Here is an 18,802-nt window from a genome sequence, read left to right on the forward strand (position 1 = left end):
TTTATCAAATTTCATAAGAACCAAACTTAGCTTTTATTTCGGCTAATTTACTCCCATAGATGTTGAACTTCGTAGAATTAATATGTGATCAACATTTCAATACCAATGGGTACTCATTGTATGAGAAAGAAATTTTAAACATAGCTTTAAATTCAGGATTATGTAAAGGGTGATTAATATTGAAGAAATTCAAACATAGAATTAAAGGAATTAAGCACTCTTTAATAAGAGGAAAAAATTATTTAGATTTAAAGATAAGATTTGTATTATATAATTGGATGATGTTTATATTCAAAATACTAGAAAATATCATCTTAATAACATATGTTGGATTAGTCCTCCAATTAACAAAAATTATAAACTTTGATTTTCTGCAGAAAATATTGTCTTACATACCTGTAACTAATTCTGAAATAAATACCAGACTTGTAATAGCCCAAATAAGTATAACTTTTTTAATTCTTTCGCTGTTTTCTCTTATCTCAAATATAAAGAAAGAAAAGATGTTGGGAACTTCAATTTATAGCGTAGCTTTTTCAAATTCGATACTAAGCAATATTCTATTATTAACACCATTCATATTTGTTCTTTTATTTATAAATTTATACCTGATGATGACTAAGCCTGATTCAGAGAGTATTGTCTTCTTATTTCTATCTTCAATGATAGCAATAACAATTTTAATTCTAAAAGTTATTACTTATACTAATTTTCCACAGTTAACGAGAAACAAGATTATCGCACTATATTACTTGGAAAATAGAAAAATTATAAAAAAGTATGCAAAGAAATCTTTTGACCCAACTTATGAACTGTCTAACAATCTATTTGAATTAGTTAACGATACAGTAGAAAGAATCTGGCGTGATGATATAGAATATAAAATGAATTTAAAGGTTTTTGAAAAGATAACAGATCTTTCATTGAAGAATTACGGAAAAGAAATACAGGAAAATCATACGGAGATGATGAACAAATCCGATATCATCTCTTTGTGGTCTAATTGTATTAGTGAATTAGTAAAGAAAACAAAAAAATTTGAAGCTCTGTATCAATATAACAGGATGTTAAGTGTTTTTATTAAAAATGAAACAGTGATTTTTTCATATGAAATTGGAAATCATTTTAAGGAAATTATAGATCTCATAACAATTTCTAAAGATGAAATAACTTCAACACAATACATAGAAATAAAGACAGCTATGAAATTAAGTATGGAGTATTGTTTTCTTCTTTTAAATAACGATCTATCTTACACACGACTTGGAAAATTGAGGGGTGAATTATTGAGTGTTAGGGGAATTTACGGGAGATTCTTTGTAGATTACTATAAGATCCTAAATAAGAAGAGCGATTTGTCTTCTAGTAAGCATTACTATTCCAATAATATAACTGAGTACTTTGAAGATATAAGGATGATGTTAATCGATCTTCATTCTTCTCACCATTACTTTATTCCTCAAAAAATAAATCCACAATGGAATAGAGTAGCGGGGGATATCAGGGACCAGTACGATGGTGAATTATCAATGTCGGGAATTCCTTTAAGTGCACTACTAATAGAATTGATAAAGGAAGAAAAAAAAGAAAGGTTAATGTATTTCTTAATTGATTTTAACAACAAATCTATTTACTTTGCGTGTCTTATTGTTGCAGGAAAATTAACTGATTTGTTAAAGAGAACTAAAGATATAGATGAATTGCTAAAAGTAAAATACTACTTAAAACTCTTATTAGCTAAGTTGCTTGAATGGAACTATAATAATCTAAAGTACAATGTTCATATAATGAAAGAAACCCTTTTAGGAATAGGTACTTTCCCCTATTCTGACATATGGTTATTTGAAGAGCAGTTTGAATATATAAAAAGAGTTAAAAATGCTGTTGAAATGAAAAGGCATAATGTTGATACCCCTATAATGCAAATAAAAGATTCAGCTATAAGGGAGCTTTTTATTTTGATGAAGGACATAAATGTATCTACCTTAAATAAAGAATTAAGAGAACAGCAGTTAGAAATTACTAAGGAAAAGGGAATACTGAATAGATTGAGATAAAATATTTGATTGCGGATTTAAAGAATATACTTAGTAGTAGTTAGGGTTTCACAGATGCCCAAATTATCAGTAAAAGAAAGTCAAAATGGTGGATGGGGATTAACTCAAGGATTCAAAAAGGGGAGAACTTATCGTAAACTAATAAAACCTCATTTAGATACATTCCTGTGAATCGTATCATAAATAAATGCCTGCCTAAAATTAAATTCGAATAAATATATATAGAGCGTCTAGAATAGACTTTTTATATATTTAAATCTGGTTTCTGCTTATACAATTCATTAAGATATGGATTTATTTTCTACACATGGTAAAAGAAGCAACCTACTGTTGCTTCTCTTTCACCATCTTAATAAAGAGAAAGAAGACAATGAATACGATAAAATAATTCAATGGATTCTTAACGATGCTTATCTCCAGCGAAATTTGTAAGAGAATCCAGAGAATGAAGATGGCTAGTATTGAAGGAATGATGATTTTGTACATGTCGACCACCTTCCATAGTTAGTAAAAGAAAGGGGCGCGGGCCCCTTTTTCTTCATGGTTAAAAGCAAGATGCGGCAGCTCCTGTCATTGCACCGCCAACAGCGCCGGTAATTGCTCCAACGGCACCCGCTCCTACTGTTCCGATGCCGGGTATTGTAACTGTTCCTACAGCAGCTCCTGCGAGACCCAGTGTGCCGCCGCCAGTTACCGCACCACCGCCAGTACCTAAAATACATTTCCCGACTGATTGGGTGCTGATTGAACCGCTCGTTTTTCCAGCGTCTTTGTTTACGACTTTGACTAAAACGCCATTTTTGATTTTTTCATATTTCAGTGTAACGGGGTCACCATTTTTGTCAGTAGAGCTTTTCGGAAGAGCCTGCTCCTCGCCCGTTATGTTGTCTTTTAGGGTTGCCTTGCCTTTAGCGTCAATATGAACATCTGCATGATGGAACGTCATCTTCAGCTCACTGTCGTTGAGGTTCTCAACTTTGTATGTAGCTTGGGATTCTGCGGCAGCCGCAGCATGGGGGAAAACCGGGAGGGCAAAGGCACCTGCTAGGAATACCAAGGCTGCCAGTTTCACTGCGGTTAGCTTCATTTTGCTTTGCATAATTGATCCTCCTCCTTTGGTTGCCATACTAACAAAGGCAATCTGCATCTTAAACCCTTACCATATAAAATGATAAAAAATTCACCCAATTTCATCACATTAACCAACAAGGTTTGTATGTTTCCCTTCGAAAGTCATAGGAGAGTAGGGTTCATATCTGATGCGAAGTTATCAAGGAGGGAAGAAACCAGAAGAGCCCAGAGAAGCACCTTTATTGCAAACAACAGCTTCTTTTCGCATTTTCCACACGACAGTATAAATCCCTTTCCGTCACGGAAACCTAGTGGAAAAGGTTTCTGAAAGGAGGGGGCGTATGATGAAAAGTGAAAAAATTCAAAACAAAACATCTTTGGTTTGGAAGATGGCGATTGCATCTGCGGTTTCTTGGGAAGCGGCAAAACTGGCGGGCTCTGAGCATCCCTATTTAGCGCCGCTATCTGTTATCTTATGTTTGCAGCCAACGATAGATCAGTCGATTCGCTTTTCTTTTCATCGTATTGCGGGAACTGCGATTGGGATCATGTTAACGTCCTATCTTGTCAGTCACTTGCCAATGAATGGCTGGATGCTGGGGCTGTTCCTGTTAGGCGGTACTTACATTGCGAAGTGGTTGCGAATAGATGTAACGGTTTTACATCAGGTAGCGCTCACCATTTTGTTGGTCTTTACGTTTGAACGAAACTCTAAAGATTATGCATTCGATCGAATCATCGATACGGTGATCGGCGTCATCATCGCCATTCTGGTTCATATGTTTCTTTTTCCGCCGGACTACACAAAAAAGGCAGCGGATTCTTTTCAAACATTGGCTCGTCAGCTTTCCGGCACACTTTCAGACCTCTCCAAATGGGTTCAATCAGAGTGGGGACAAGGAAAGGGGAACCTTATGGAATATAAAATGAACAATCTTCTGCGGGAGCTGCATACGGCAAAAGAGATGCTGCAAACAGCCTCTGACAGCTTAAAATTCAACCCCGTCAGAAAAAAACATAAAAACATCATTTCAAGCTATCAAATAGAGATGCAAAAGTTGAACGCCGGATTTGAGTATCTGTCAAATATAGTGAAAACGTTAAAAGAATGGGAAAAAGAAGGAGCTTTATCTTCAAGTGACAAAAGGGAGCTGGGGAATGATTTACAAGTGTTAAGTGAATACTTTGCGGGTTTTAAAGGCATACAGCAGGGTGAAACAGACAATCGGAAACTGAAGGAACAGAACATGTTATTGGAATCTCTCCGCTCCGACATGCTGTCGCACCCGCCGCCCGGTCATAAGGTCTATAAAGACTCTTTTTTTTTAGAAACGAAGAAATTGCTGAAGCGTTTGTAATGTTTTCTGGAAATAAAGAATACGGATATACAGATGCAGATATGATCAGGTAAAAGCGGGGGACATGAAATGGATGATATACACCGGATTTTGGATGTCATCGCCAATTCTAAGAAAGCTAAGGTACTGGCTACCATCATTAAAACAGAGGGGTCCGCTTATAAGAAAGAAGGGGCCTCCATGCTGATTTTAGGGGATAAAACAAGAGTCGGAATGTTATCCGCCGGTTGTCTGGAAGAAGATCTCGTTGAACGGTCAGAACAGGTCTGGGCTGCAGGAGAGCCGTTGATTGTCCGCTTTGATATGAGCGCGGAGGACGATTTGTCCTGGGGACAGGGCATTGGCTGTAATGGTGTTTTGACGGTTTTACTTGAGCCTGTAAAAGGGGAATTGGAACGAAATCTGATGACAGCCAAGACATGCTTAGATGAAAAAAAGTCTGTGACCCGAATGAAACGATTCACTAAAACGTTAGAGCCGAAGGAAGATCTGTATATAGCTGAAGACGGCAGCGTGTTTGGAACCGGGGATGTTATGGAACAAAGCCGTATTCAAAAACTGAGACAGATAGAAAAGGGAATCAAAAGGGATGAACATACATCTGATTTATTTTTTATCCATCAGATGGTGCCAAAACCTTGTTTATATGTCTTCGGAGCAGGGGAAGATGCGAGGCCGTTAGTTTCGTTGGCAGCCGGTACGGGTTTTCATGTGACGGTGATTGACTGGCGTCCCGCTTTATGTCATCACGGGCATTTTCCTGAAGCCGGCCGTTTGATTACGGGAGCACCGGAAGAAGTCATGGAAGGGCTGAGCATGACAAAAAGGGATTTTGTTGTCATTATGACGCACAGCTTTCAAAAAGATCAGATCATTTTACATACATTAAAAAACGAGAATGTGTTTTATAAAGGCGTATTAGGCCCCAGAAGGCGCACGGAGCGGCTATTAGGCGGGGCTGAGATTCCGGCAGATATTCATTCCCCTGTCGGACTTCCCATCGGGGCACAAGGCCCTGAGGAGATTGCTGTAAGTATTGTCGGCGAGATGATTAAAAAAATGCGAAAGCAAAGGTCTCGCTTATGAAAACAGCAGCCATTTACCTGGCAGCCGGTACAAGCAGACGCATGGGAACGGATAAGCGAAGTTTATTTCTCAATGGCGTCTCCCTCGGAAGTATGGCTCTTAAAAATGCCTTGTTATCTGAAGTAGATCATATTTTTGTTATTACGAGAAAGGGAGATTCACTGCATTGGCTTTCGGATTTTTTCTTTTTAGACCCCATATCAAGCAAGTGGAGCCAGGCAGAATGTGAGCAAGCGGGTAAGGGCCAAAGCCATTCTATAAAATGCGGTGTAAAAAAAGCGGCAGAGTATGAGGCTGACGCCGTTATCATTCTCCTTGCAGATCAGCCGTTTGTCACCACAGATATTATCAATACGTTAATTGATTCCTATCAAAAGGAGCGCCGTTATTCATTTATCGCCGCTGAAAATCAACATCTTCCTATGCCCCCCATTTTATTCTCCAATCAATGTTTTCCGGTATTGCATCAGTTAAAGGGAGACCAGGGCGCCCGGCATGTGATCCGTGAAAGTATGATCAATACGGGAAAAATGATCAGCTTTCAAGACCCTTTGCTTTTTTATGACGTCGATACAGCTGAAGATTATACGCTGCTGCTGAATAAATTCGGGGAGTGAATGAGTTGGAGTATATCGGGAAGAGTGTCATTCGGAAAGAGGCCCTTGAAAAAGTGACGGGTAAAGCGAAATATACGGATGATTTTCAAGAAACAGGGACGTTACACGCAAAAATGCTGACCAGTCCATATGCGCATGCTGATATTGTGTCTATGGACTTTTCAGAAGCTTGGAAGATTCCCGGCGTGAGAGCGATATTGGGGGATGAACCTTTTCCGCTTGCAGGTGAGGAAATTAAAGACAGATCGCCGATTGCTTATAAAAGGGTCAGATACCATGGTGAGCCGGTTGCTGTTGTTGTTGCGGAAAATCCAATTACAGCTAAAAAGGCAGCGGATGCCATCAAAGTATCTTATAAACCTCTTCCCGTCGTCAATTCCCCCCGTGAGGCCTTTCAAAAGGATGCGCCACTCGTCCATGAACATGCGGACCGCTATGAGAAGACAAAAGGTGTATTCCCGGTTCCGAAGACAAATATCGCAAACCTGGATAAGGTTAGAAAAGGAAATATTGAAGACGGGTTTAGGGAAAGTGATGTGACAGCAGAATTCCAGATTTCCTTTAACCCTTCTGATCACGCTGCGATGGAGACAAGATGCTCGATTGCTGAAATTCGCGCGGATGAGGAGATTATCATTACCACATCTTCTCAAGCTCCTTTTGCCATTAAAAAATTAATGCAGTGGTATTTTGGAATCGAACCCGGAAAGGTTATCGTCAAAACGCCTTTAGTAGGAGGAGCGTACGGGGGAAAAGCAGCCGTTCAGTTAGAGGTGATTGCCTATTTGGCATCAAAAGCAGTCGGAGGCCGGCCCGTCAAATTATTTAATACGAGAGAAGAGGATATGATCACATCTCCCGTTCATATAGGGTTGGATGCCATTGTCAAATTAGGGGCTGCAAAGGATGGAATCTTAAAGGCGGCAGACATTCAGTTTTTATTTGATGGCGGAGCGTATTCTGATAAAGGAGTGGACATCAGCCGGGCTGCAGTGGTTGATTGTACGGGTCCGTACGCTATCGATCATATATCGTGTGATTCATATTGTATGTATACGAATCATCCATATCCAAGTGCATTCAGGGGCTACAGCCATGCTGAAGTGTTATTTGCCTTTGAGCGGACGATGGATGTATTGGCGGAAAAGCTGAACATGGACCCGTTAGAACTCCGCTATAAAAATGCCATTCGTCCCGGTGACACTACACCTACTCAAGTTCTTCTCAATTCAAGCACGGTCGGAAATGTGCCGAAATGCATTGAAAGATTGAAGGAATTAATGAATTGGGACGAGGGACAGCGAATTGAAATCGACGGCCGGAAGATACGGGCGAAGGGAATCAGCTGCATTTGGAAAACTTCAACATTTGATACAAATGCAACGTCCGGGGTTCTTTTAACCTTTAATCCCGATGGAAGCATTAATTTGATGTCAGGGGTAGTAGAAATTGGAACAGGGACAAAAACAGTGCTAGCCCAAATCCTGGCGGAACGAATGAAAATGGATATAAGCAAAATTCATGTAAAAATGCTTATAGATACACAAACAACACCCGAGCATTGGAAAACCGTGGGGAGCAGAGGGACGTTAATGGCCGGAAATGCCGTACTGAATGCAGCGGAGGAAGCCATTCGAAAGCTTAAGGACACGGCATCATGTGTGTTGCGGGTTCCTGTCGAGGAATTGGAAGTGGCCGACGGAAAGGTTTATTTTATAGATCATCCTTCTGTACATGTTGAAATAAAAGACATTGCTTACGGATATACGTTTCCAAATGGAAATACCATTGGCGGCCAAATCATTGCGAGCGGCAATTACACATTAACCCGGATGACGAATTTAGACCGGGAAACGGGAAGAGGAAAGCCGGGACCCGAGTGGGCTGTCGGTGCTCAGGGAATTGAAGTTGAGTTGGATAAACGGGATTATACGTACAGAATTACTAAAGCCTATTCTGTTGTGGATATGGGAACTGTACTGAATGAAAAAGCGGCAAGGGGCCAAGTGATGGGGGCGATGAGTATGGGAATTGCATTTGGAGGAAGAGAGACCTTTGTCTTTGATTCATATGGAAGAGTATTAAATCCTCAGCTTAGAACATACCGCCCCCTTCACTATGGAGAGCAGCCTGAATATATCATTGAATTTGTTGAAACCCCGCATGTGATTGCGCCTTATGGGGCGCGCGGCGGCGGGGAACACGGACTGTTGGGGATGCCGGCAGCATTGGGAAATTGCCTGTCCGCCGCTTTAGGTGTCCAATTGAATCAACTTCCTCTCATTCCCGAACAATTATGGAGGACGCAAGAGGGGTGGAAAGATGATACCGTTTGATTTTGACTATTTTAAACCGAAGACCATTCAAGAAACAACCCGCCTGTTTCACTCGCTTGCGGCCGAAAAGAAAACACCAATGTATTATTCCGGCGGCACGGAAATTATCACGTTAGGAAGGCTGAATATCATCTATACGGATGCGGTGATAGATATGAACGCGCTTCCGGGATTTCAAACCATCCGCTTTTATGAACATGATCTGGTGATCGGAGCGGGCGTGTCATTAACGAAACTGGAGGAAGAAAATCCATTTCCGCTATTAAGTAAAACAGTCAGTGAAATAGCCGATCGGACGACTCGAAATAAGATCAGCCTGGGCGGAAACATTTGCGGGGGCATCTATTACCGTGAGGCCGTGCTGCCGTTGCTGATTTCTGATAGTTTGATGGGGATTGCAGGGAGAGCGGGGATTCATTACCGTCCCATAAATAAAGTATTTAACAAGGAAATACAATTGCAAAAAGGAGATTTTTTATTTCATGTCGTTGTCGATCGAGCGTACGTTGACCTGCCATTTGTCAGTATCAAAAGAAGACAGCAGTGGAATGTCGGGTATCCATTGGTGACAGTCTGTGCGCTGAAAAAAGATGATGAGATCAGAATGGCCTTCAGCGGCGTATGTCCATTTCCTTTTCGTTCTGCTGAAATGGAGGCTGTGCTTAACGATAAAAGCCGATCAGCAGAAGAAAGAGTACGCAGGTCTTTACAATATGTACCCAAACCTGTTCTTGATGATGCAGAAGGCTCAAGTGAATACCGAATATTTGTCTTGCAACATACAATTTTAGATGCCTTACGGGAATTAGAAGGAGGTCCAAATGTCTGATCCTATTACGTTGAAAGTAAATGGCGAGGAAAGACAGATTACGGTCAGACCGGCTGATACTTTGTTATTTGCTCTTCGTCTTCGTCTCGGATTAACTGGTGCAAAGCCGGGCTGCTTAAATGGGGATTGCGGCGCCTGTACGGTATTAACGGACGGGGTGCCGATGAAATCTTGCTTAATGCTTGCGGCAGAAGGGGAAGGAAAGGATATTACGACAATTGAAGGACTGATCAATACGCCGATTCAAAAGGCCTTTATTGAAAAATTCGCGTTTCAATGCGGTTATTGCACACCGGGTTTTCTCATGAATTGTCATGCTTTAGTGAATACTGAGCCGAATGCAAGTGATGACACGATTAAAAATTGGCTGGAGTCCAATATTTGCAGATGTACCGGTTATAGGGAGATTGAAGAAGCGGTTAAATCCGTTTTACATACAGGGAAAGGGACTCATTAGTCCGTAACCGTAAAAAAAAGAGCCCAGAGAATCATCTCTGAACTCCATATTCTTCACTTCATATACCGATACTCCCGCAGCTTCTCCAAAATCGCCACTTCTTTCATCAATTCTTCACCGACGTTTGTTTCTTTTACTTTCTTCCGCTCCAGCTCTTTGTCGACTAATCGTTTCACTGTTAAGACGTCGGTTCCGGTGCTCAGCACTTCGGCCTTGGAGTTAAAGTGTTTATGGGCGACGAGCTGCATGCCGTAAGAGTTGTATAAGAGTGTGTAGCCGGCGATGCCTGTTGTGGATTGGTAGGCTTTGGAGAAGCCGCCGTCGATGACGATCATTTTTCCGTTTGCCTTGATCGGATCTTCGCCTTCGATTTCTTTTACCGGTGTATGGCCGTTGATGATATGGCCGTGATCCGGGTTGAGGCCGAATTCCTTCAGGATGTTTCGGCAGGCTGCTTCGTCTTCACGCAAATAGTAATACGGATTTTTCTTTTCTTTATGCGTTTCCTTCTCTTTAATGAAGTATCGCTCAAAGGTTGTCATGGCGCGTTTTCCGAAGAGGGAAGAGTATTCGCCTGTCCATAAGTACCACGTCATATCTGTCGCCAGATCATCGGTTTCTTCCGGATGGGCGAAGGCTTCTCGTAAGAACCGTTCAAATACATCGAGCAGCTCACGGCCCGCATAAGCTTTATCCTCTATCATCATCGTTTCCATGCTGCCGTTTTCATCGACGGGAATACAGCCGTGAATCAGCAGGTTGCCGTTATATTTTAAATAAAGGCTGCCTTTTTTCATCATAAAATTCATATGGCGGCCCAGCTTTTCGGAGTTCTGAACAGAGAACAGCAGCTTGTCCATGACTTCCGCTTCTTCTTCTAACAGCTCGTCAGGCTGTTTAGGATTCACCGTCGCAAAGCAGGTGTTTTCCAGCTGATATGTTTTTCCGTTCAGCGTGATTTCATTGCGGTCATAATCGATCTTTTCCAGTAACAGCCGTTCCTCCATATTAAAGTTCGGCCGTCTCTTAATAATCGGGCTCTCAAGCTTGAATTGGATCATCGCGATCGCCTGATGAATTTTTGTGATTTGTTTAATCTCATCTTCCGGTCTGTTTTCGTCCGCTTTCGGGCGGAAAGACGGGTTATCATCGTAATATTTTTCGGCAAGGTTCAATAGCGGTCTCAGATTGATGCCGTAAACGTCTTCAATAATATCCAGATTGTCATAGCGGGCACAGATGCGGATAATGTTTGCCAGGCATACTTTTGAGCCGGAATAAGCGCCTATCCAGAGAACATCGTGATTCCCCCATTGAATATCCACTGAATGATAGTTGATCAGCTCTTCCATGATTTTATCCGGCTGCGGTCCGCGGTCGTAAATATCGCCGACAACATGCAGATGGTCGACCACCAATCGCTGCGTGCTGTAGGCAAGGCCGGTGATCAGCTTATCGGCCTGGCCGAGCGCAATGATCTGTTCTATGATTTCGGAATAGTATTGTTCCTTGTTGGCGGCTTGTTCTGTTTTGTACAGAAGCTCTTCGGAAATATAAGCAAATTGGGCGGGCAGCGCTTTGCGCAATTTGGAGCGGGTGTACTTGGAAGAACAATAAGAAACGAGCTTAATCATCCGATGAATCGTTTCTTTATACCACTCGTTTAATGCCTCTTTCGTATCAAAGTCATGTTTGATCAGTTTCAGTTTGTCCTCAGGATAATAGACCAAAGCCGCCAGCTCATCAATTTCTCTATCGTAAATGACACCGCTGAAAATATCGCGGATCTTCTCTTTTACCCTTCCTGAACCGTTCCGCAGCACGTGCTGGAATGCCTGATACTCCCCGTGCAGATCACTGACGAAATGCTCGGTTCCTTTCGGCAGGTTCAGTATCGCTTTCAGATTAATGATTTCCGTGACCACTTTTTCTTCACAATCGTATTTTTGTGCGAGCAGATCTAAATATTTCGTTTCCAATCTCGTCCATCCCCTTTTTATTTACGAGCAATTGTATGATAAGGTGAATTTAAAGTATGACATAATGTTTACATTATTAGACCTTATATGATAGTACCGCATAACGCCTTTTTGAGACAATGAAAACGGAAAATACGGCGCTTCAGGCATCGGAAATTGGACCGGGATAACGCCGTGAGCTCATCCCCCTATTGACAATGAATTCAACTTCCATTAAAATAAAAAGTTAGCTGATAGGTATTCCTATCAGAAACTCAATACGTAGCAGGCTATGATTGCTGTGGGTCGCACTACAGCAGGAGCGGCTTCTGGAGAGACCGCGGGTTTTCCGCGGCGCCGAAGGGTTCACAATCTCAGGCAAAAGGACAGAAGAGTACCGAATATGTATTTGTCATGCTGTTGATTGTCAGCGGCGCAGATATAATTTGATATTCTTATGACCATGAGATTGGAGGGCATCCAATCTCTTTTTTTATTGGCTTTTTTTGCTCGTCGTTCACTAGAGAGGTAAGGAGGAGTCAGATGTGGAGCAGCGAGAGCTAAAGAGGGACTTATCGAATCGGCACGTGCAGCTGATCGCCATTGGCGGCACGATCGGCACCGGATTGTTTTTAGGGTCCGGTAAGGCGATTCAGCTGGCGGGTCCTTCTATCATCTTTGCGTATTTTATTGTAGGTATTGCGCTTTTTTTCGTCATGCGGGCGCTGGGAGAACTGCTGTTATCTAAAGCGGGCTACCAATCATTAACGGATATTGCCGAGGCGTATTTAGGGCCGCGTGCAGCGTTTGTCACCGGCTGGACCTACTGGTTTTGCTGGATTATGACGGCTATGGCGGATGTGATCGCCGTCGGTGTGTATGTGAAATATTGGTTTGATATTCCGCGGTGGATTCCGGCACTTATCTGTTTGCTCATTTTATTAGGGCTTAATCTGTTAACGGTTAAGATTTTTGGAGAATTGGAGTTTTGGTTCGCCTTAATTAAGGTAGTCACGATTCTCGCGTTAATTGTCATCGGTGTGGTTCTGCTGGTGATTGGGTTCAAAACGCATACCGGAACGGTTTCAGCGGCGAATCTGTGGGAGCACGGCGGCTTGTTTCCGAACGGACTTTCAGGTTTTTTGCTTTCGTTCCAGATGGTGATCTTCGCCTATGTCGGTGTGGAATTAGTGGGTGTGTCGGCGGCGGAAACGTCAAATCCGAAAAAAAATATTCCGTCCGCTATCAATAAAATTCCTTTACGGATTTTATTTTTCTACGTCGGGGCATTGCTCATTCTTTTATGTATTAACCCGTGGATGCAGCTGAATGCGGCGGAAAGTCCTTTTGTGAAGACCTTCAGTCTGGTCGGCATCCCGTTAGCCGCGGGAATCATTAATTTTGTCGTATTAACGTCTGCTGCTTCTGCTTGTAACAGCGGGATGTTTTCAACAAGCCGGATTTTGTATAACTTAAGCAAAACGAAACAAGCGCCTGCAAGTTTTGCGAAGCTGAATAAAAATCATGTGCCGAGCCGCGCATTATGGATATCGGTTATTGTGCTGTCAGCCGGCGCTCTTTTAAGCAAATTGATACCGGAAGCGGCCTTTGGCATCGTGACAACCATCAGCGCGATTTGTTTCATTTGGGTGTGGGGCGTGATTCTTGTCTGTCATATCAGATACAGAAAAACCCGTCCGGACTTACATGCAAGCTCGTCTTTCAAGGCGCCGTTTGCGCCGTTTATCAATTACGCCGTGTTGGCGCTGTTTGCCGTCATTCTGGTGATTATGCTGTTTGCGGATGCAACGCGCCCGGCTTTGCTGCTAACGCCGCTGTGGTTTATTGGATTATTTCTTATCTATCGGGCGAGAGGGAGAAAGACAGATTGAATTGCTTCAGACGGTGTACTGCCATGCAGTACGCCGTTTTTTGTTTTGATTGGAAAGCGGGAATATTTGTTAGAAATCAGGCTATAATGATTGTATAATTTTAAAAAAGTGTATAATTTTAAATTAAGCGAGGTGGTAATATGAAGTATGAGAAGTTATCTAAGCTTTTTTATAAAATGGATGCTGATTCATATGAGAAAGAATGTAAAAAGAGAACAAGCAGCTATGGCAGTTATTCAACATCATTAAACATACGGGGGTTCCGAAAAGGCCGACCCACGGGCGATTCATTTGAGCTATTTTATGTGAATACACATAAACTCATGAAGCTGAATAATGAAGTGTTGTTAAACAGTTCCAAAATTTCATCCCTTATCAGTCAGCTCCCCGAATTTGCCGTCAAACCTTATTTTGATAAATTAATTATTAATGAAGCACAGAGTAATAATGAAATTGAAGGAATCCGCAGTACAAAAAAAGAATTGAAAGAGGCTCTTAAAGCGTTAGAACAATCCGAGCCCTCACATAAGCGGTTTGTCGGATTGATGAAAACATATCAATTTATAGACCGAATTCCGTCGTTTACAAGCATTCATGACTTTAGGGAATTATATGACGAGCTGGTCGCAGATGAAATCGGAGCAGAAGATGCGCCGGATGGTGAGCTATTCAGAAAAGGCTATGTTGAAGTGAACGATGGGAACATGACCACCCATATCGGCGTTAATTCTGAACAGAAGATAACAGAAGCGCTTGAGGCTTTAATTGCTTATCTTCATGATGAAACACATCCCCAGCTGTATCGTTACATGACAGCTCATTACTACTATGAATACATTCATCCTTTTTATGACGGCAATGGAAGAACAGGACGCCTTATCGTTGGGAGTTATTTGTCCCGATACTTAGAAAAATATTCAGCCATCACTTTTTCTTACGCAGTTAATAAGAACAAAGATAAGTATTATAAGGCATTAGAGGAAATTCCCGCACCTTTAAACCGGGGAGAGCTGACTTTTTATTTAATGGATATGCTGGAATTGCTTCTGTCAGGACAAAAAGGGATTATTGAGGATCTTGAATTTAATTTAATGAAACTGAAACGAATTAGGAACTATATTGATAGTGATCAATGGGCTGATTATAAGGATGAACGTGATATTTTTAATATCATTATCACGATTAATGTATTTGTAAATGATCAGGTTACGCTGTCGGTGCAAGATTTAATGGAGCTCTCAAATAAATCGAGACATAAAATTAACAGAGTAATGGATTATTTAGAACAGCAAGGATTTGTTGAGCTGGTAAGCAGAAGGCCAAAATCTTATAAAATCAGCGAGGATTGTTTAGAGGAGATACTGCCTTCTTAATTCATATTTAAAAAAGCCGCCATATGAATGGCGGCTTTCACATTAATTCCGGATCAAATAATCAAATGCGCCTAAAGCGGCAGTTGCACCTGATCCCATGGAGATAATGATTTGGTTGTACGGGCCGTCTGTGCAGTCCCCTGCGGCAAATAGGCCGGGAACGCTTGTCGCGCCGCTCTTATCGACGATGATTTCGCCGATGCGGTTGCGTTCGACAGTTTCGTCTAACCATTCTGTATTAGGCACGAGACCGATTTGGACGAATACACCTTGAAGTTCAACGTGTTTTTCTTCGCCTGTTTCACGGTCAACGAACGTAATGCCGTTTACGTTTTGATCGCCAGTGATTTCTTTCGTTTGTGCATTTTTGTGCACAGTGACGTTTGGCAGGCTGTAAAGACGTTTTTGCAGGACTTCGTCTGCTTTCAGTTCAGGCGCGAATTCCAGCACAGTCACGTGATTGACGATACCTGCAAGGTCAATCGCCGCTTCGATTCCGGAGTTTCCGCCGCCGATAACCGCTACGTCTTTGCCTTCAAACAATGGTCCGTCACAGTGCGGGCAGTATGCAACACCTTTGTTTTTGAACTCTTGCTCACCAGGTACGTTGACATTGCGCCAGCGGGCACCTGTTGAAAGGATCACTGTTTTACTTTTCAGTACAGCGCCGTTTTCAAGTTCAAGTTCGAAGAGGTCTTTTTTCTCAAGGCGTTTCGCACGCTGAAGGTTCATGACGTCAATATCATAATCTTTCACGTGCTCTTCAAGGCTTGCGGCGAGCTTCGGTCCTTCAGTCGCTTTGACGCTGATGAAGTTCTCGATGCTCATGGTGTCGAGTACCTGGCCGCCGAAGCGTTCAGCGACGACACCGGTGCGGATGCCTTTACGCGCCGTGTAGATCGCCGCGCTTGCGCCGGCAGGTCCGCCGCCGACAACAAGAACGTCAAACGGGTCTTTGTCGGCAAACTCAGACGCATCTGCGCCGCTGCCCATTTTCGCGAGAATCTCTTCGATGGTCATACGGCCGCTTCCGAAAGATTCACCGTTTAAGAAAACAGTCGGAACAGCCATAATGTTTTTGCTTTCTACTTCTTCTTTGAATGCCGCGCCGTCAATCATTGTATGTGTGATATTCGGGTTGAGCACGCTCATCATGTTTAATGCTTGGACGACATCAGGGCAGTTGTGGCACGTCAGGCTGATATAAGACTCAAAGCGGTATTCTCCGCTGATGTTCTTAATCTGGTCAATGACCTTTTGATCAGCCTTAGGCGCTCTGCCGCTGACTTGAAGCAATGCCAGCACTAAAGATGTAAATTCGTGGCCGAGAGGAACACCGGCGAATGTAACGCCTGTGTCTTCTCCGGTACGATTAACGCTGAAGCTCGGTGTTCTGTTTAATTCAGTTTTTTCAACTGAAATTTTAGATGACATGGAAGCCAGCTCGTCAACGAGAGCCAGCATGTCCTTAGAAGTGTCATCGTCACCGGCGCTTACTTTGAGAACAATGTCGTTCTCAATTAGCTGCATGTATTGATTTAATTGTGCTTTGATATTTGCATCAAGTACCAATGGAATGCACTCCTTAGATTTTACCTACCAAATCAAGGCTAGGTGTAAGTGTTTCGCCGCCTTCTTCCCATTTAGCCGGGCAGACTTCACCTGGGTTTTGACGAACGTATTGAGCTGCTTTGACTTTGTTTACAAGGTTGCTTGCGTCACGGCCGATACCGCCTGCATTGATTTCAACTGTTTGGATCACGCCATCAGGATCGATGATGAATGTTCCGCGGTCAGCAAGACCAGTTTCTTCGTCAAGAACGTCGAAGTTGCGGGAGATCGTTTGAGATGGGTCACCGATCATTGCGTAAGTGATTTTGCCGATTTTTTCAGAGCTGTCATGCCAGCCTTTGTGTACGAAGTGAGTATCTGTAGAAACAGAGTATACTTCAACACCTAATTCTTTCAGTGCAGCGTATTGTCCTTGAAGATCTTCAAGTTCAGTCGGGCAAACGAAAGAGAAATCCGCTGGGTAGAAGCAGAAAACGCTCCATTGACCTTTCAAATCTTCGTTTGTTACATCGATGAATTCACCGTTTTTGAAAGCTTTTGCTTCGAATGGCAGTACTTCTTTTCCGATTAAAGACATAATATCTTCCTCCTGAAATGTGATTTGAAATATATTAAAAAGACAAAGCATTCACTTTATCTTTCAATAATAATTCTAATTATATATAGATTATTAAATAACATTTATTTTTTGTCAAGCTATATGGGGTATTATTTTCTGCTTTTTTTGCTTCAGACGTTAAAAAACGCCTGGTATAAGCGGTTTGGCGCTGTTTGTCATGTTTAGCGCCGGGCGAAAGGGGGATTCTCAATTGGTGCAGAATAATATCAAGAATCCACCCTCTATATGGTAGTATAAACCAAAGAGGGGACGGTCATGCAAATAAAGTAACTTTGTTCAGGAACACTTTTGTGAATGGGTGTTAGGTTTTAAAAAAAATGATGAGTCCGGTGACTGGAATTTAAAGATATATATTTGTTTTGAACTTATTCAATTATGGATAGCGGATGTTCTCATATTAGCTATACCTCATATATCATCATGAGTGATTTTGAAAGAGATTTAAGTGTGAAATGAAGATGGTTTTACGCAGGGGTGTTAGGAACGCAAAAATAATATAAATATCAAGCCGGTTTTAACAAAGACATTAAATAGGAGTGTAGAAGTTGACCATACCAGGATATCAAGAATTTATGTACCCTTTTTTAAAGATTCTTTCAGATAAAAAGGAGCACAGATTACAAGACTTATACGTGAAATTAGCAAAAGAGTTAAACCTGTCAGAGGAAGATGCAGAAAAATTATTACCCAGCGGAAACCAAAAAGTACTTCATAATCGAATCGGTTGGGTAAGAACATATTTAAGTAAAGCCGGTTTAATCGACATTGTCAGACGGGGTGTTTTTCAGATCACCAGCGAAGGCTTAGAAATAATTAATGACCCGAGTGTCGCCAGTATAGATAATAGATTTCTAATGAAGTATAAGAGCTTTCAGAGATTCAAACAGACGGGTAAAGACAGCAATCAACAGGAAAGTGAGCCGTCGATTACTTCAGAACCCAGAACTCCCAATGAAATCATTGAACATAATTATAATGCTGTTAAAAATGAGATTAAAGAAGAGTTACTGAACCAAATATACAAATGTTCTCCTGCCTTTTTTGAAAAACTAGTCGTAGAATTGCTTGTTGCTCTTGGATACGGCGGTTCATTAACAGATGCAGGCACGGCTATAGGGAGATCTGGAGATGGCGGCATAGATGGAGTTATCAAAGAAGACATTTTAGGGCTGGATATGATTTATCTTCAAGCCAAGAGGTGGAAAGATTCTGTTTCAAGGCCGGAAATACAAAAATTTGCGGGCAGCCTGGATGGGAAAAAAGCGAAAAAGGGTGTGTTTATTACTACATCTGTATTTACTGATGGCGCAAAAGAATATGTTAAAGTGATCGATAAAAAAATTATATTAATTGATGGGGAGAGGCTAACGGATTTAATGTTCAACTATAATGTCGGCGTTAGTTTAGAGAATACTTTTGTTATCAAGAGAGTAGACCTGGATTATTTTGAAGAGTGATTAAAAAGAGGTGCTGTTAAAAACAGCACCTCTTTTTCGGAAAAAAATGGATGATCATCTTTACAATGCTATTTTCGAAACCGATAATAAAAAGACAGCTTAAGTAGTGGTAAATCATTC

General features: G+C 41.8%; 15 protein-coding genes and 1 riboswitch. Of the genes, 10 read left to right on the forward strand and 5 right to left on the reverse strand.

Annotation, left to right across the window (positions count from 1 at the left end; genetic code table 11):
- Positions 1-179: 179 nt before the first annotated feature.
- Positions 180-2,057, forward strand: coding sequence for a hypothetical protein (locus tag K3G25_RS10870; RefSeq protein ID WP_029973004.1), 1,878 nt, complete (start codon positions 180-182; stop codon positions 2,055-2,057).
- Positions 2,058-2,381: 324 nt separating this feature from the next.
- Here K3G25_RS10870 and K3G25_RS10875 read toward each other — a convergent pair whose 3' ends face one another.
- A complete protein-coding gene (locus K3G25_RS10875; RefSeq protein WP_004393168.1) occupies positions 2,382-2,543 on the reverse strand; it encodes a hypothetical protein in 162 nt (53 codons plus the stop codon).
- 58 nt (positions 2,544-2,601) lie between these two features.
- The gene (locus K3G25_RS10880) at positions 2,602-3,156 is read right to left on the reverse strand and encodes a hypothetical protein (RefSeq protein WP_021494650.1); all 555 of its coding nucleotides are present in this window, start codon (positions 3,154-3,156) and stop codon (positions 2,602-2,604) included.
- 313 nt (positions 3,157-3,469) lie between these two features.
- Between K3G25_RS10880 and K3G25_RS10885 the strand changes: the two genes are divergently transcribed.
- The 6 genes from K3G25_RS10885 (at position 3,470) to K3G25_RS10910 (ending at position 9,811) form a co-directional block, all read left to right on the forward strand.
- On the forward strand, positions 3,470-4,486 hold the full coding sequence (locus K3G25_RS10885; protein WP_232489298.1) for an FUSC family protein: 1,017 nt from the start codon (positions 3,470-3,472) through the stop codon (positions 4,484-4,486).
- Positions 4,487-4,555: 69 nt separating this feature from the next.
- Positions 4,556-5,572, forward strand: a complete 1,017-nt coding sequence (locus tag K3G25_RS10890) for an XdhC family protein (RefSeq protein ID WP_232489299.1) — start codon at positions 4,556-4,558, stop codon at positions 5,570-5,572.
- The gene (locus K3G25_RS10895) at positions 5,569-6,189 is read left to right on the forward strand and encodes an NTP transferase domain-containing protein (protein WP_061861693.1); all 621 of its coding nucleotides are present in this window, start codon (positions 5,569-5,571) and stop codon (positions 6,187-6,189) included. Before K3G25_RS10890 ends, K3G25_RS10895 begins: the two co-directional genes overlap by 4 nt.
- Before the next feature lie 5 nt (positions 6,190-6,194).
- Entirely contained in the window at positions 6,195-8,525 is a 2,331-nt protein-coding gene (locus K3G25_RS10900; protein WP_154817795.1) for a xanthine dehydrogenase family protein molybdopterin-binding subunit, read from the forward strand.
- Positions 8,512-9,354, forward strand: coding sequence for an FAD binding domain-containing protein (locus K3G25_RS10905; protein ID WP_154817794.1), 843 nt, complete (start codon positions 8,512-8,514; stop codon positions 9,352-9,354). Before K3G25_RS10900 ends, K3G25_RS10905 begins: the two co-directional genes overlap by 14 nt.
- Positions 9,347-9,811 (forward strand): (2Fe-2S)-binding protein, encoded by a 465-nt coding sequence (locus K3G25_RS10910; RefSeq protein WP_015240928.1) that lies wholly within the window; start codon positions 9,347-9,349, stop codon positions 9,809-9,811. The genes K3G25_RS10905 and K3G25_RS10910 overlap by 8 nt, the downstream gene beginning before the upstream one ends.
- A gap of 53 nt (positions 9,812-9,864) precedes the next feature.
- Here K3G25_RS10910 and fbp read toward each other — a convergent pair whose 3' ends face one another.
- Positions 9,865-11,790 (reverse strand): fructose-1,6-bisphosphatase, encoded by a 1,926-nt coding sequence (gene fbp / locus K3G25_RS10915; protein ID WP_014419314.1) that lies wholly within the window; start codon positions 11,788-11,790, stop codon positions 9,865-9,867.
- A 298-nt stretch (positions 11,791-12,088) separates the two neighbouring features.
- A riboswitch (glycine riboswitch) is annotated at positions 12,089-12,169 on the forward strand.
- 145 nt (positions 12,170-12,314) lie between these two features.
- On the opposite strand from fbp, the gene K3G25_RS10920 reads away from it, so the two are divergent.
- Both K3G25_RS10920 and K3G25_RS10925 read left to right on the forward strand, forming a co-directional pair.
- Positions 12,315-13,661: an amino acid permease gene (locus K3G25_RS10920; protein WP_232489300.1), complete on the forward strand. Its 1,347-nt coding sequence runs from the start codon at positions 12,315-12,317 to the stop codon at positions 13,659-13,661.
- Positions 13,662-13,801: 140 nt separating this feature from the next.
- Positions 13,802-15,034, forward strand: a complete 1,233-nt coding sequence (locus K3G25_RS10925) for a Fic family protein (RefSeq protein ID WP_014419312.1) — start codon at positions 13,802-13,804, stop codon at positions 15,032-15,034.
- Between the two features lie 42 nt (positions 15,035-15,076).
- Here K3G25_RS10925 and ahpF read toward each other — a convergent pair whose 3' ends face one another.
- Together ahpF and ahpC are read right to left on the reverse strand one after the other, a co-directional pair.
- Positions 15,077-16,606 (reverse strand): alkyl hydroperoxide reductase subunit F, encoded by a 1,530-nt coding sequence (ahpF, locus tag K3G25_RS10930; RefSeq protein WP_021494656.1) that lies wholly within the window; start codon positions 16,604-16,606, stop codon positions 15,077-15,079.
- 13 nt (positions 16,607-16,619) lie between these two features.
- Positions 16,620-17,183 carry an alkyl hydroperoxide reductase subunit C gene (gene ahpC / locus K3G25_RS10935; protein ID WP_004393188.1) on the reverse strand — a complete coding sequence of 188 codons (564 nt, stop codon included), beginning with the start codon at positions 17,181-17,183 and terminating at the stop codon, positions 16,620-16,622.
- 587 nt (positions 17,184-17,770) lie between these two features.
- Between ahpC and K3G25_RS10940 the strand changes: the two genes are divergently transcribed.
- Entirely contained in the window at positions 17,771-18,682 is a 912-nt protein-coding gene (locus K3G25_RS10940) for a restriction endonuclease (RefSeq protein WP_022554017.1), read from the forward strand.
- Positions 18,683-18,802 lie beyond the last annotated feature (120 nt).

Source organism: Bacillus sp. FCW2 (assembly GCF_021228595.1).
In the GTDB taxonomy this organism is placed as follows: domain Bacteria; phylum Bacillota; class Bacilli; order Bacillales; family Bacillaceae; genus Bacillus; species Bacillus velezensis.